A 13,064-nucleotide genomic window follows, 5' to 3' on the forward strand; every position below is an offset into this window, starting at 1 on the left:
GTCCCGTCAACCACTTTTCTTTCCCCCCAATGAAAAAAGCATTTCTGAAACTGGCTACTGCGGCTGCCGTTGTAGCCTCGCTGGGCCTGGCTGCCCCCGCCCTGGCCCAGAATTCGGCCGTGACCAACGCCATCCTCAGCCAGAAGTCGGGTCAGCTTGATAAGGCCCTCGTAAGCATCAACGAAGCCATCAACAACGATAAAACCAAGGACAAAGCCAAAACCTGGTTTACCCGCGGCGAGATTTATAACCAGCTCATTGACCCCAGCACGGCTGCTCTCTACACCAAGTTTACCAAGGACATGCAGCCCGGTGAGCCCCTGCAAAAAGCTGTGGAGTCGTACAACAAAGCGTTGCAGCTTGATGGGCCCACCGGTGAATTCGGTAAGCAAGTGCCTGACCGCCTGAAAAATCTGTACGGCCAAGCCTTCAACGCCGGGGTCGCCAGCTTCAACGCCAAAGACTACGACAAAGCTATCAGCAGCTACAAGCTGGCTTCGCAGATTAATCCGCAGGACACGACGGCCGTGCTTTACGGAGCCTATGCGCTCGATGCCAAGCAGGACTACGCCGGGGCTAAGGCCAGCTACACCCAGTTGCTGGGCATGGGCTATAAGTCGCCCACCGTGTATAACCGGTTGCTGGCCATTGCGCAGCAGCAAAACGACGCGGCTGCCACGCAGCAGGTGTTGCAGCAAGCCATCAAGGCGTACCCCAATGATAAAAACTTCCTGACCCAGGAGCTGAACATGTATATCAGCACGGGCCGGGGCAAGGAGGCGATTGATAAAATCAAGCACGCCATTGAAGTGGACCCCAACAACTCGAACTTATACGGCGTGTTGGGTTCGGTATACGACCAGAACAAGCAGCCCGAGCTAGCCGTGGAGGCGTTTAAAAAGGCCGTCGAGCTGGACCCCAAGAACTTTGATGCGCAGTTCAACCTGGGTATCTACAATTTCAACCAGGCCGCTACGTACTACACGAAAGCCAGTAAGCTTGACCTGAAAACCTACCAGTTGAAAGGTCGTCCGTTGGAAGCGCAGGGTAAGAAATATTTCGAAGCCTCGGTGCCGTACTTCGAGAAGGCATTGGAAGTGCAGCCTAATGACGCGGGTAGCCTGAGCGCCTTGCAGAAAGTGTACTATCGCTTGGGTCGCACCGCCGATTCTAAGCGCATGGAAGACCGTCTGCAAGCATTAAAAAAATAAGCAGCACAAGTTCGCCGCAAATCGCAACAAAAAAGTCCCGGCTTGCTAGCCGGGACTTTTTTTATTCACTCATAGTCATAGTAAGGGGTAAGGAGTGAGTAGGTGGAACAGATGAATGGAGATTATCAGAAATTCAACTTAACATAATATAAATTATAAGACAAATATAAGTTGTTGGTGGTGTGGCCCTTTAGTAGCCAGGCGTCATTAATTTGGTAAATAGCTTAGGCTCGGTCGGCGCCATTATTTACTACATTTACTGCACGAGTTGGCTAAAGAGTTGACTGAGCGTTTCAGCGGGGTCGTGGCAGAGACCAGGATGCACGGGCGACGTTTGCACGACGGTGCTGCGCTGGGCCGTAAGCCAGCGGAACCGCTCGGCCAATGGCAACTGGCCGATAAAGCCCCCAGTAGTTCGGCCCTGACAGATACGCTCGAAGGCCCGCAGGCGCTCGTGTAGCTCAGCTACCGCGAGGTGCTCACCAGCTAGAGCATGCAATTTTAGCTCGGACAATTCGTAGCGGGTTTGTAGAAATCCCACGGGCCGGCACAGCAGAATAACGCCGGCATTTATAAACTCTTCGCGCTCTACGCGTGGTACCACGCGTAGCACGGCGTACTCAAATACGTGCAGCACGGGCATGTTGGGCTTCCTGAACAAAAATGGTGGATTCGGCGAGTCGCTGGGTTAAAAAGTCCCGATAGCCCGCCCGTTGGTCGTTGGGCGAGCGCTGGGCATCGGCTTCCGTTAGCCACGAGTCGGGTAGCAAGTCCATAATGGCTTGCAAGCGTGCGGGAGTTAGGCGTGCGTGGCCTAGGGCATCGGCTGCTTCCAAGTCGCTGGCGGCTGGTAGCAACACGTGGTCCTTCACCTGGGGAAACGGCCGCGGCTTGGGACGCGCCCAGTCGGGCCCGGTGTGGTGCACATAAAGGGCGGCACCATGGTCGATGAGCCACAATTCTTTATGCCACACAAGTAAGTTAGTATTGCGGGCTGTGCGGTCCACGTTGAGGGTCAGGCAATCGAGCCACACAATCAGCGAAGCTACTGCGGGGGCCACGGGGGTAACCAGTGCATCGAAGGTGCTGGCGCCGCTCAAGTAATGCAGTGCCAGATTGAGGCCCGTGCTGGCGCGTAGTAAATCCTGGATTTCTTCATCAGGTTCGGTGCGCCCAAAAGCTTCGTCTAAGGTGCAGAATACAAGTTCGGGTATCCGTAGCCCCAAAATGCGGGCCAACTCCCCGACAATCAGTTCTGCGATGAGCACTTTGACCCCCTGCCCTGCTCCTCGGAATTTGAGAACATATAAAAACCCGTCATCAGCTTCTACTAATGCTGGTAATGAGCCGCCCTCGCGTAGCGGTGTTACGTAGCGAGTCACGGCAACAGTTCGTAACTGGAGAGAGTTTTCGGGCATTAACAGGGATGCTAGATTTCTGACAAAGGAAGGCTATAAAGTAAGACCTTAGATACAGCTACAAAAATTAGGTAGTATAAAAGTATTAAGTATACGCTACGGTAAAACACATGCAATAAGTACTATAAAGTATAAAAAAGTACATAAATTAAATAATTATTTTATACTTTTTTATACTTTATAGTACTTATTCTGTTTATATTCTCTTTATTTGTTTTATACTCACTTTTATTACCCATCCTCGTATACTCTCCACCTTTTCACGCCACCTACCCGAATGCCTAAACTAATTGATTATCCTCGCACTAGCTACACCGGTGCCTGGGAAGTAGCTGAAGTAGTAGACGATACGGGCGGTAAATGTGCCCTGGAGACCTGCGCTCGAAAGCTTAACCGTAAAGTAAGTGGCTCTTTTAAAGCAATAGTAGGCTCCGCTGTAAAATTTGGTTTACTAACCAGCAAACGCGAATTGCTAGCCACCACCACCCTTTTTCGGCGTATTAAGCACGCCTACGACAAGCAAGAAGAGTTAGTGTTTCACCGGGAGGCTTTTCTTACCCCCCCACTCTTCACCCAGCTCTGCCGCAAGTTTCGCTCACGTGAATTGCCCGTAGCTATGCTGGATGTACTACTCATGCGCGAGTTTGGGGTAGAAGAAATCAATGCTCAGGGAGTCGCCAAAGCCTTCATCGATGGCGCCCACATGGTCAACTTACTTGATGAAAACAATGTGGTGGCCGACATCGACCAACTGGCCGCGCAGCAACCGCCTCGCCGTGAGCTAGCCAATCCCACACCCGCCACGAATGTATTCCGTCAGCTTCCTCCACCCCTATTACCCGCGCAGGAGGAACCTGACGCTGACTCAGACGACTCAGCGGAAAGCGACGTGACCTCCGAGCCACAGCACCCCCCCCAGCCAATCGCTGCAGCAACTACCGCCAACGCGCCCGTCCAAACAACACGCTTAGCACAACCCACGCTGCTACCACCCAGCCGCCCCGCCCCAGCCGCTACTAGCGACGCTATTGCGCATTTATTTGGCTTAGGAGAGTCCTCCTCTGCTGCTACTACCCCGCCAACTGCCCCTAGGCACAGCGCCCACCCAAGCAACTTACCTACAGCAGCTGCGGCTACTGTAGCAGCCCCAATCCCCGCGGCCGACTCGGTAGCCACCTCAACGGCCCTTTTCCGTATACAATTGGCTGGCCCTGGTATGAATACGCAGTTAGATGTAGTGGACGTCGAGGATTTAACACTAATCCGCGCGCTGCTTGACAAGATAGAGCGACAGTTAAAAAAATAACCTCCTGATTAACAGACCAAAATCTGACTGTATTTAAATTATGTTAAATTGAAGGTAATTCCTTCAAAAAGGCCGCCTGCTTTGAACGCAGGCGGCCTTTTTGAAATTATTAGTTAGCTCCTACTCTACTCCGGCAGCGGCCGGCGGTGCCCCGCTCCGATACGCTGGTGCCGCTGGTGCAGGACGGCCAACATTTCGTCCAACGACGAGCCCGACGCCCGCAACAACACTAACAGGTGGTACACCAAGTCGGCGGCCTCCCCTGCCACGCCAGCCCGGTTACCAGCCATGGCATCAATAATTGTTTCGACGGCCTCTTCCCCCACCTTTTGGGCAATACGCGCCAAGCCTTTCTCGAACAAGCGCACGGTGTAGGAACCTGGCTCTTCGGCTGGATGCAGGCGCCGCCGCTCGATAAGACGGTCTAACTCCACCAACAAGCCTACAGCCGGGGCGGGCATCCCTACCCCCACCGGCACCGGCCCGGGGTGGCCACTGAGGGAGGCACCTATCTCTTGGGGCACCTCGCTCTCGAAGCAGCTGGTGGTGCCGCGGTGGCAGGTGGGGCCGTCGGGGCGAGCCCGCACCAACACGGCGTCTTGGTCGCAGTCGGCATGCAAGCTTACTACCTGCAGGTAATTGCCGCTAGTCTCGCCCTTGGTCCAGAGGCGATTTTTGGAACGGGAATAAAAGGTGACCCGTCCCTGAGCCTGCGTTTGCTGCCAGGCTTCGGTATTGAAATACCCCAGCATCAGGACCTGCCCAGTATCGGCATCCTGCACGATGGCGGGGATAAGCTGGTCGGGCATTTTTTGAAAGTCTAACTCCATAAGTTGACGCAGCGGCCAGCGCTGCGGATTTAAGTGCGGCCGCAAACGCGGCGTGAAGAAAGCGGCTGGAGCGAGCCAGGCCAGCAACGGCAACTGGTAAGGTAAGTAGGGGCCCCTGCACTAGGTGCGCCCCTCCTACCCCACTGGCCGCATCGCAACCCCCTCGGCCAGCAAGTAGTTTTTGAGCCCAGCCACTGAGAGGTCGCCAAAGTGAAAGACGCTGGCGGCAAGCGCCGCATCGGCCCCGCCAGGCAACAGAATATCGCGAAAATGCGGGGCGGCCCCTGCCCCACCCGAGGCAATAACCGGCACGCCCACCGCCGCCGCTACCCCCCGCGTGAGGCACAAGGCGTACCCATCCCGGGTGCCGTCGTGGCTCATGGAGGTCAGCAGAATTTCGCCGGCGCCGCGCGCGGCAGCTTCGCGGCACCAGGCCACGGCCTCGCGGCCAGCGGGGTGGCGGCCGCCGTGGGTAAATACTTCCCAGGCCTCCTCGGTGGGGGTAGCGGCCGCTTCGTTGGTTTGGCGGGCATCGACGGCCACCACAATGCACTGGCTGCCGAAGCGCCGGGCTAACTCATCAATCAAGCCGGGTTCGCGCAGCACCGACGAATTAAGACTCACCTTGTCGGCACCATTGAGCAGGAGCGCTTCCACGTCGGCCACCGCGCCAATCCCGCCGCCCACCGTGAAGGGAATATTGACCTCGCGAGCCACGTGGCGCACCAACTCGAGAAGGGTACGGCGCTTCTCCACCGTAGCCGTGATGTCGAGCAGGACCAACTCGTCAATGCCCTCTTGGGCATAGCGGGCAGCCAGGGCCACCGGGTCGCCGGCGTCGCGCAAGTTCACAAAGTTGGTACCCTTGACGGTGCGACCATTCTGCACGTCGAGGCAGGCAATGAGGCGTTTGGTGAGCATAAACTAGTGGGTAGGGTATTAACGAATTTAAACTTCCTCAACCGGTTGGAATGAGCAAGAACTAAGACATGGGCCCGCCTAACGCTGCCACTCGCTCCGCAGGTCAGCCTCCGTAAGAGTGCCCTCGTAAATAGCCTTGCCGATAATGGCCCCCGCCATGCCTACCTCCCGCATCTCTGCCACATCGGCCACCGTCGTGACGCCGCCACTGGCCACGAACTGCGCCGCTGGGAACTGCCGCCGCAATGCGGTGTAGGTATCGGTGGCGGGGCCTTGGAGCTGGCCATCACGGCTCACATCGGTGCAGATGAAGGTAGTAGCGCCCGCCGCTAGGTAGGCGGCAATGAACTCGGGTAGGCGCTGGCTGCTCTGCTCGGTCCAGGCACTCACGGCGATGTAGTCGCCCTTAAAATCGGCCCCGATAATAATGCGTTCGGCCCCAAAGCGCGCCAGCCACTCCCCTACCAAGGCGGGCTCACGGGCCGCAATACTACCCGCCGTCAGCTGTGCCGCCCCGGCCGCAAACGCTTGCTCGGCCGCCCCCGTCGTTTGAATGCCCCCGCCAAAATCAATGTGTAAGCCGGTATGCCGGGCAATGCGCTCGAGTACCGACAGTTGGCGCGGCTCCCGGGCCCGCGCCCCATCTAGGTCAACCAAGTGCAGGCGCTTAGCCCCCAGCTGCTCGAAGTACTGCGCTTGGGCCAGGGGGTCGGCGGCATAGGTCGTCTGGCGGGCAAAGTCGCCGCCCGTCAGGCGTACGCACGAACCAGCGATAAGGTCAATAGCAGGAATTATATCCATTTGTTAAATGTGAGTGTAGACAAGTGGGAGCCCGCACTTACACCATTTGAGTAAATACTAATTACGTGAGGTCACCCGTCAAAAAATTACGGAGAATCAATTCCCCTACCGGCCCGCTTTTCTCCACGTGGAATTGCACGCCGTAGAAGTTGCGATGGCGCACCCCAGCACTGAAGGGCACCCCGGCCGGATAGCTGGCCTGGGCAATGGTGTATTCGCCAACTGGTGCGTGGTAGCTATGCACAAAGTACACGTAGTCGGCGGGTTCTGCGGCACGGGGGGGTAGGACAGCCGGCTGAGCCGCAGACCCTCCCACTAGCCCCGCAAAGAGCGGCGTGTGCAAGTCGTGAAGGTTATTCCAACCCATGTGCGGCACCTTGTGGCTCGCATCAGGGGGCGTAAAGCGCACTACGTCGAAGGGGAGCATGCCTAATAACGGCGTGCCACCAGCGGGACCTTCGTCGCTGTGGCGGCCCAGTAGCTGCATCCCCAAGCAGATACCCAGGAAGGGCTGCGTCAGCGTAGGCAACAACTGGTCGAGGCCAGCGGCGCGCAGGGAACGCATGGCCGAGCTAGCCTCGCCCTCGCCCGGAAACAACACACGGTCCGCCTGGCGAATAACGTCCGGGTCCGACGTTAGCGTGGCCGTAGTTACGCCCAGCCGCTCAAGCGCAAACAGCACGGACTGCACGTTGCCGCCCTGGTAATCAATAACAGCAATGTTCATGTTAAAACATTTGGTAAAAATTAATTTTTGCTAGATTTATCCAAATGATTTATGCGGGTTACAAAATTCCTTTCGTGCTCGGAATCACATGCTGCCCCGCGGGGTCGCGCACCAGCGCCATTTTAATAGACTTGGCAACGGCCTTGAAGATGGCTTCTATTTTGTGGTGCTCGTTGTCGCCCTCACACTTAATATTGAGGTTGCAGCGCGCCGCATCGGAGAAGCTTTTGAAGAAATGGTAAAACAGCTCGGTCGGTACATCACCTATCCGCTCGCGGCGGAAGTCGGCAGCCCAAACCAGCCACGGCCGGCCTGAAAAGTCGATGGCCGCCTGGGCCAGCGCATCGTCCATGGGGAGCAGGAAGCCGTAGCGGTTCACGCCGCGCTTATCCCCAAGCGCCTCGTGGTAGGCGGCGCCAAGGGCGATGGCCGTGTCTTCCACGGTGTGGTGCTCATCAATATGCAAATCGCCGTGGGTCCGCACGTGCAGGTCACAACCACTGTGCTTACCCAATTGGTCTAACATATGGTCAAAGAAACCGAGCCCCGTTTGGCAGTCCGTATGGCCGGTGCCATCGAGGTTGAGAATCACTTCGATGCGCGTCTCGTTGGTATTACGCATCACGTGGGCCCGGCGCGGCGGCCGGCGCAGGTGCTCATACACCGCCGCCCAGCTCGTGGTGCTCAGGGTAGCGCGCTCGTCGGCCTCCGCGTGCAGCAAGATGGAGCGACTGCCCAGGTTGTGCGCCATCTCTACGTCGGTGCTACGGTCCCCGATGACATAGGAGTGCGCCAGGTCGTAGCCATTGGCTGGGTCGAGGTAGCGCGTGAGCATAGCTGTACCCGGCTTGCGCGTGGGCGCCGGCGCGTGGGCAAAGCTGCGGTCAATGAGAATGTCGGCGAACGCTACCCCCTCCCCTGCCAGTATGTCGAGCATCTTTTGTTGGTAGGGCCAGAAGGTATCCTCGGGGTAGCTGGCAGTGCCCAAGCCATCCTGGTTGGTGACGAGCACCAACTCGTACTCGCCGTCGCGGGCTAGCTGGGCCAGCGCCGTAATAGCGCCGGGCACGAAGTCAAATTTATCCCAGGCATCAATCTGGAAGTCGGTCGGCGGCTCGATAAGGATGGTGCCGTCGCGGTCAATGAACAATACCTTTTTCACAAACGAAGAATTAGCAAATGGAGCAGTCAAACGGGAAACTTACGCCGGAAACGCGCGCAGCGCCGCCAGCAACGTTTCATTCTCGGCGGCCGAGCCGACGGTGAGTCGCAGCGTGCCCGCGCAGCCAGGCTGGGTAGTACGGTTGCGCACCACGATGCCCTGGCGCAGCAAGTAGTCATACACGGCCGTGGCATCGGGGCGAAAGCGCACCAGCAGGAAGTTGGCATCCGAGGGAAATACCTCGGCCACGATAGGCAGCGCGGGCAGGCGCTCGGCTAGCCACGTACGGCCGGCCAATAGCTGCTGGCGCAGTTCTTCAAAGTGAGGGGCCGCCGCCAGCGCCGCCAACGCATGCTGCTGGGTAGCCTCCGAGATATTGTAGGGCGGCTTAATTTTATTGAGGTAGCCGATGATTTCCGGCGCGGCGAAGGCCATGCCCAGTCGCAGGCCTGCCAGGCCCCAGGCCTTGGAAAAGGTTTGCAGCACCACTAGGTTGGGAAATTCGGCGAGCCGAGTCGTCCAACTGGGGGTAGCAGCGAAGTCGGCGTAGGCTTCGTCCACCACCACCAGGCCGCGAAAACCGCGCAGGATTTCCGCAATGGCCGCGGCGTGCAGCAAATTACCGGTGGGGTTATTGGGCGAGCAGAGAAACACCAGCTTCGCCGGGGAAGCTAGCACGCCGGCCACGATGTCGGGCGAAAGCTGAAAATCGGCCGTCAGCGGCAGGCGCTCGAGGCGCACGTCGTTGAGGTTGGCCGCTACCTCGTACATGCCGTAGGTGGGGGGTAGCAGCAAAATGCTATCGGCGCCGCCGGGCGTGCAGGTGAGGCGCACCAGCAGGTCGATGGCTTCATCGGAGCCGTTGCCCAAGAAAATCTGCGCCGGCTCTACCCCCTTCAACTCGGCCAGTTCGGCCTTCACGGCGCGCTGCAAAGGGTCGGGGTAGCGATTGAACTGCGTGGGCCCCGCGCTGCCCAGGCTGTTCTCGTTGGCGTCGAGCATCACCTGGGCCTCGCCCGTGAATTCATCACGGGCCGACGAGTACGGTTTCATAGCCCGGATATTGGGCCGAATCAGGGTTTCTAACTCAAACATAGCGAAAGCATTACTAAGCCTACCCCCCTACTGCTGGGCCAGGGCCAGCCGCCGCACGGCCACGGCCTGGGCGTGGGCCCGCAAGCCCTCGGCCTCGGCCATAGTTTCGACCACGGGGGCCAGGGCGGCCAGGCCGGCGGGCGCCAGTTGCTGGAAGGTGATTTTTTTATAAAACGAATCGAGCGACACGCCGCTGTAGGCCCGCGCGTAGCCGCCGGTGGGCAGCGTGTGGTTGGTGCCCGAAGCGTAGTCGCCCACGGCTTCCGGCGTGAAATGGCCCATGAACACCGAGCCCGCGTTGATAATGCCGGCGGCCAGGTCTTCGGGCGTTGCCACAGCCAGGATGAGGTGCTCGGGGGCGTACTGATTACTGAATTCCAGCATCGCCGCTCCATCGGGCAGCAACACGGCGCGGCTTTCGACCAAGGCCTGCCGGGCAATTTCGGCGCGGGGCAGCAGCGGCAATTGGCGCGCCAGCTCGGCCACCACTTGGGTAAGGATGGCCTCGGAATCGGTGAGCAAAACGACTTGTGAATCGGGGCCGTGCTCGGCCTGTGACAATAAATCGGCCGCCACGAACACCGGGTTGGCACTGGCATCGGCGATGACGAGCACTTCGGAAGGGCCGGCCGGCATATCAATCGCTACCCCCCGCTGGGCGGCCAACTGCTTGGCGGCGGTCACGTAGCGGTTGCCGGGGCCAAAAATCTTGTCCACGGCGGGTACCGTAGCGGTGCCCACCGTGAGGGCGGCCACGGCCTGCGCGCCCCCCGCTTTGACAATGGTCGTCAGGCCCAGCTCGTGGGCGGCAAACAAAATGGCCGGCGCAATGTGCCCGGTGCCGCGGCTGGGCGGCGTGCAGAGCACGATTTGGCGGCAGCCCGCCAGCCGGGCCGGCACGCCCAGCATTAATAAGGTACTGAACAACGGCGCCGACCCCCCGGGAATGTAGAGGCCCACCCGCGGCACGGCCACGCTGCGGCGCCAGCAGCGCACACCGGGCATGGTTTCGACCACCGCCTCAACTTCGGCGGGGCGCTGGGCGGCGTGAAAGGCTTCGATGTTGTGGCGCGCCTGCCGGATGGCAGCTTGCAGCGCGGGCGGCACCTGGGCAGCGCCCGCGGCTAGTTCGGCGGGGCTCACCAGCAGGTCGGACAGGGTGGGCACGCCGTCGAGTTCGGCGGCGTACTGGCGCAGGGCCTCGTCGCCGCGCCGGGCTACCTCGTCGAAAATTTCGCCGGCGCGGGCGAGCACGGCGGCATTGCTGTCGGGCAGTGGGCGCTGCTGGAGCGCTGCCCACTGGGCCGGGTCGGGATGGCGGAAAATCTGCATAGCAACATCGTTTGTCCTGCTGAGCTGGCCGAAGCAACTCGCGGGTAGCCGCAGCCAAGGTGGTTGAACACTTACGCTACTACCCCCTGCCAGCCGCCGCGGCCAACGCAGCAGGACGTTCATTTTCTACTTAATCTCCTTACCTAACCCACGCGCTTTTCGATGGGCAGCACCAGAATGCCTTCGGCCCCAATGGCTTGCAGCTCGCCAGCGATGTGCCAAAACTTATCTTCTTCTACCACCGACTGCACCGACACCCAGCCTTCTTCGGCCAAGGGCGTGACGGTGGGCGACTTGATGCCGGGCAGCAACGCCTTTACGGCGGCCAGGGCCGAGGTGGGGGCGTTGAGCACGATGTACTTCGAGCGCTGGGCGCGGCGCACGGCCTGCATCCGGAAGCGTAGCTGGTCGAGTAGTTCCTGTTTGTCGGGGCTCAGGGTAGGCGCGGCGATGAGCACGGCCTCGGAGCGGAAAATGGTTTCGACTTCCCGCAGGCCATTGCCGAGCAGCGTCGAGCCGCTGCTCACGATGTCGCAGATGGCCTCGGCCAGCCCAATACTGGGCGCAATTTCCACCGAGCCGCTGATGGTGTGCAAGTTAGCCTGCACGCCCTCGCCCGCCAGGTAGTCGCCGAGCAGCTTGGGGTAGGACGTGGCAATGCTTTTGCCCTGCAAATCGGCCACCGAGTTGTACTCGGCGCCGCGGGGCACGGCCAAACTCAGGCGGCACTTGCTGAAGCCCAGGGCTTCGACTTCAAGGGCGGCGCAGCCGGCTTCTACCAGCACATTCTGCCCCACGATGCCGAGGTCGGCCACTCCATCCTGCACGTAGCCGGGAATATCGTCGTCGCGCAGGTACAGGATTTCAAGCGGGAAATTGCTGGCCTCGACTTTGAGTTTATACGAAGAAGAAACGAAGCTAATGCCGCACTCCCGGATGAGTTGCAGCGAGTCGTCCGACAGGCGGCCGGACTTTTGGATGGCTAAACGAAGCATGGTGGTGAAAGAAGCCAGCCGCTGACAAAAGAGCAACTAGCGGAACAGAAGGCGTACCCGTGGCACGGGGCCAACCCGAAACGCCTTGTAAAAACCCGAACGAAGAAAAGACTCCCCGGCGCAACCCAGGTGCGGTGGTGGAGACGCGAGCGGCTGACCCAGGGCTACGCGGTAGCGGCCAGCCCGGTTGCCCGGTCTCCTAGAGATGGTGGTGATGGTGCTGGGGCGCGGCCCCAACCGGCTGCCCGGCCCGCCCGGCCGCAGCCCAGCCCGAAGCAGGGGCGGGCAGCACGGGGCTGGTAGCGGGTGAAAAGCAGCGGGCGGTGGTCATCGTGGGGCAAAGGTAGGCCGACGGGCCGAATAAAAAAGCAGAAGTTGAGAAAAAGCCCTTTGGCCGCGGGTGGCCCCTACCCCCCTGGGGAGCGGTGAGCGGGCGGCCCCGCTCCCTACGGGCGGCCCCGCTCCCTACGGGCGGCCCCGCTCCCTACGGGCGGTCGCCGCCGGGGGTTGCCCAGCGGGGGGCGCCCGGCCCGCCCGCGCCGCGGGCCCTACCCCCCTAGCCCGAGCTGGCCAATGGCGGCGGCCACCCGCTGCGGGTGGTAGTAGTGGGCAAAGTGGTCGCCCGGGATTTCGACAAATGCCTCGTCGGGCGGCAGAATCACGTTGTCGCGCCGGGCATGCACGCGTAGATTGGGGGGTAGGGCCAGCGGCGGCACCGGCGCAAACAGCACTTGCAGCTGCCGGTGCACGTAGCGGCGGGGGTAGCGCGCCATACTATCGGCCAGCCGGGCGTAAAGCTCGCGCGACTCGTCGAACTGGTAGCGGCGCTTGGCGCGCTGCCGCAGCCAGCGGCTGCCCCCGACCCCCGACCACGCGTAGAAGGCCAGCAGCAGCGGGTGGCGGGCGGTGGCCACAATCTTGCGCTGGTCGGTGAAGGAACTCAGTAAAATGGCGGCGGCCCCGGTTTGCGCTCGCAGGTGGGCCGTAATCCAGCCGCCCATCGAGTGGCCGATGAGCACATCGGTGGGCCCGATGCCGTAGCGCTGCACCAAGTGCCGGGCAAAGGTGACTACGTTGGCCGGCCCAGCGGGGCGCCACTGGGCAAACTCCGGCTCCAGTTCCAGGGCCAGCACCTCGGCCGCGGGCGGCAGGTGCGGCCGCAGCGTGTCAAAAATGGTGCTGTCTTCAAGGTAGCCGGGTAGCAGCAACAGGCGGTTCATAAGCGTAGTTCTTACCGGCGGGCGGGCTGACGCCGGCGCCGAGCCG

14 protein-coding genes are annotated in these 13,064 nt (G+C 60.4%); 2 read left to right on the top strand and 12 right to left on the bottom strand.

The annotated features are described in order from the left end of the window. Nucleotides 1–29: 29 nt before the first annotated feature. Nucleotides 30–1,211, top strand: a complete 1,182-nt coding sequence (locus GO988_RS05105; RefSeq protein ID WP_157562418.1) for a tetratricopeptide repeat protein — start codon at nt 30–32, stop codon at nt 1,209–1,211. Between the two features lie 256 nt (nt 1,212–1,467). Here the strand turns inward: GO988_RS05105 and GO988_RS05110 are convergent, their stop codons facing one another. Both GO988_RS05110 and GO988_RS05115 read right to left on the bottom strand, forming a co-directional pair. Then, nucleotides 1,468–1,854, bottom strand: coding sequence for a DUF3037 domain-containing protein (locus GO988_RS05110; protein ID WP_157562869.1), 387 nt, complete (start codon nt 1,852–1,854; stop codon nt 1,468–1,470). Further along, nucleotides 1,832–2,629, bottom strand: a complete 798-nt coding sequence (locus GO988_RS05115; protein WP_157562419.1) for a HipA family kinase — start codon at nt 2,627–2,629, stop codon at nt 1,832–1,834. The genes GO988_RS05110 and GO988_RS05115 overlap by 23 nt, the downstream gene beginning before the upstream one ends. A 277-nt stretch (nt 2,630–2,906) precedes the next feature. Here GO988_RS05115 and GO988_RS05120 point away from each other — a divergent pair, with 277 nt between their 5' ends. Continuing rightward, entirely contained in the window at nt 2,907–3,935 is a 1,029-nt protein-coding gene (locus GO988_RS05120; protein ID WP_157562420.1) for a hypothetical protein, read from the top strand. A 125-nt stretch (nt 3,936–4,060) separates the two neighbouring features. On the opposite strand, the gene hisIE is transcribed toward GO988_RS05120, so the two are convergent. The 10 genes from hisIE to GO988_RS05165 all read right to left on the bottom strand — a co-directional run bounded on the left by hisIE (nt 4,061) and on the right by GO988_RS05165 (nt 13,018). After that, entirely contained in the window at nt 4,061–4,765 is a 705-nt protein-coding gene (gene hisIE / locus GO988_RS05125) for a bifunctional phosphoribosyl-AMP cyclohydrolase/phosphoribosyl-ATP diphosphatase HisIE (protein WP_157562421.1), read from the bottom strand. 135 nt (nt 4,766–4,900) lie between these two features. Next, nucleotides 4,901–5,686: an imidazole glycerol phosphate synthase subunit HisF gene (hisF, locus tag GO988_RS05130; RefSeq protein ID WP_157562422.1), complete on the bottom strand. Its 786-nt coding sequence runs from the start codon at nt 5,684–5,686 to the stop codon at nt 4,901–4,903. A 78-nt stretch (nt 5,687–5,764) separates the two neighbouring features. Continuing rightward, the gene (locus GO988_RS05135) at nt 5,765–6,487 is read right to left on the bottom strand and encodes a 1-(5-phosphoribosyl)-5-[(5-phosphoribosylamino)methylideneamino]imidazole-4-carboxamide isomerase (RefSeq protein WP_157562423.1); all 723 of its coding nucleotides are present in this window, start codon (nt 6,485–6,487) and stop codon (nt 5,765–5,767) included. A gap of 61 nt (nt 6,488–6,548) precedes the next feature. Next, complete coding sequence (gene hisH / locus GO988_RS05140; RefSeq protein ID WP_157562424.1) at nt 6,549–7,214, bottom strand: imidazole glycerol phosphate synthase subunit HisH; 666 nt, start codon at nt 7,212–7,214, stop codon at nt 6,549–6,551. A 58-nt stretch (nt 7,215–7,272) separates the two neighbouring features. Continuing rightward, entirely contained in the window at nt 7,273–8,376 is a 1,104-nt protein-coding gene (hisB, locus tag GO988_RS05145; RefSeq protein ID WP_317164788.1) for a bifunctional histidinol-phosphatase/imidazoleglycerol-phosphate dehydratase HisB, read from the bottom strand. 39 nt (nt 8,377–8,415) lie between these two features. Continuing rightward, the gene (gene hisC / locus GO988_RS05150; protein ID WP_157562426.1) at nt 8,416–9,471 is read right to left on the bottom strand and encodes a histidinol-phosphate transaminase; all 1,056 of its coding nucleotides are present in this window, start codon (nt 9,469–9,471) and stop codon (nt 8,416–8,418) included. 27 nt (nt 9,472–9,498) lie between these two features. Continuing rightward, a complete protein-coding gene (gene hisD, locus GO988_RS05155; protein WP_157562427.1) occupies nt 9,499–10,803 on the bottom strand; it encodes a histidinol dehydrogenase in 1,305 nt (434 codons plus the stop codon). A gap of 143 nt (nt 10,804–10,946) precedes the next feature. Further along, nucleotides 10,947–11,798, bottom strand: a complete 852-nt coding sequence (gene hisG / locus GO988_RS05160; RefSeq protein WP_157562428.1) for an ATP phosphoribosyltransferase — start codon at nt 11,796–11,798, stop codon at nt 10,947–10,949. A gap of 199 nt (nt 11,799–11,997) precedes the next feature. Further along, on the bottom strand, nt 11,998–12,129 hold the full coding sequence (locus GO988_RS24360; RefSeq protein WP_262885646.1) for a hypothetical protein: 132 nt from the start codon (nt 12,127–12,129) through the stop codon (nt 11,998–12,000). A gap of 217 nt (nt 12,130–12,346) precedes the next feature. Further along, nucleotides 12,347–13,018, bottom strand: a complete 672-nt coding sequence (locus GO988_RS05165; protein ID WP_157562429.1) for an alpha/beta fold hydrolase — start codon at nt 13,016–13,018, stop codon at nt 12,347–12,349. Nucleotides 13,019–13,064 lie beyond the last annotated feature (46 nt).

It is taken from the genome of Hymenobacter ginkgonis, from assembly GCF_009755225.1.
GTDB lineage: Bacteria > Bacteroidota > Bacteroidia > Cytophagales > Hymenobacteraceae > Hymenobacter > Hymenobacter ginkgonis.

Excerpts from the sequence above, each read along its gene's own strand:
- GO988_RS05105 (WP_157562418.1), top strand. The coding sequence starts at position 30 with ATGAAAAAAGCATTTCTGAAACTGGCTACTGCGGCTGCCGTTGTAGCC.
- GO988_RS05110 (WP_157562869.1), bottom strand. The coding sequence starts at position 1,854 with ATGCCCGTGCTGCACGTATTTGAGTACGCCGTGCTACGCGTGGTACCA.
- GO988_RS05115 (WP_157562419.1), bottom strand. The coding sequence starts at position 2,629 with ATGCCCGAAAACTCTCTCCAGTTACGAACTGTTGCCGTGACTCGCTAC.
- GO988_RS05120 (WP_157562420.1), top strand. The coding sequence starts at position 2,907 with ATGCCTAAACTAATTGATTATCCTCGCACTAGCTACACCGGTGCCTGG.
- hisIE (WP_157562421.1), bottom strand. The coding sequence starts at position 4,765 with ATGGAGTTAGACTTTCAAAAAATGCCCGACCAGCTTATCCCCGCCATC.
- hisF (WP_157562422.1), bottom strand. The coding sequence starts at position 5,686 with ATGCTCACCAAACGCCTCATTGCCTGCCTCGACGTGCAGAATGGTCGC.
- GO988_RS05135 (WP_157562423.1), bottom strand. The coding sequence starts at position 6,487 with ATGGATATAATTCCTGCTATTGACCTTATCGCTGGTTCGTGCGTACGC.
- hisH (WP_157562424.1), bottom strand. The coding sequence starts at position 7,214 with ATGAACATTGCTGTTATTGATTACCAGGGCGGCAACGTGCAGTCCGTG.
- hisC (WP_157562426.1), bottom strand. The coding sequence starts at position 9,471 with ATGTTTGAGTTAGAAACCCTGATTCGGCCCAATATCCGGGCTATGAAA.
- hisD (WP_157562427.1), bottom strand. The coding sequence starts at position 10,803 with ATGCAGATTTTCCGCCATCCCGACCCGGCCCAGTGGGCAGCGCTCCAG.
- hisG (WP_157562428.1), bottom strand. The coding sequence starts at position 11,798 with ATGCTTCGTTTAGCCATCCAAAAGTCCGGCCGCCTGTCGGACGACTCG.
- GO988_RS24360 (WP_262885646.1), bottom strand. The coding sequence starts at position 12,129 with ATGACCACCGCCCGCTGCTTTTCACCCGCTACCAGCCCCGTGCTGCCC.
- GO988_RS05165 (WP_157562429.1), bottom strand. The coding sequence starts at position 13,018 with ATGAACCGCCTGTTGCTGCTACCCGGCTACCTTGAAGACAGCACCATT.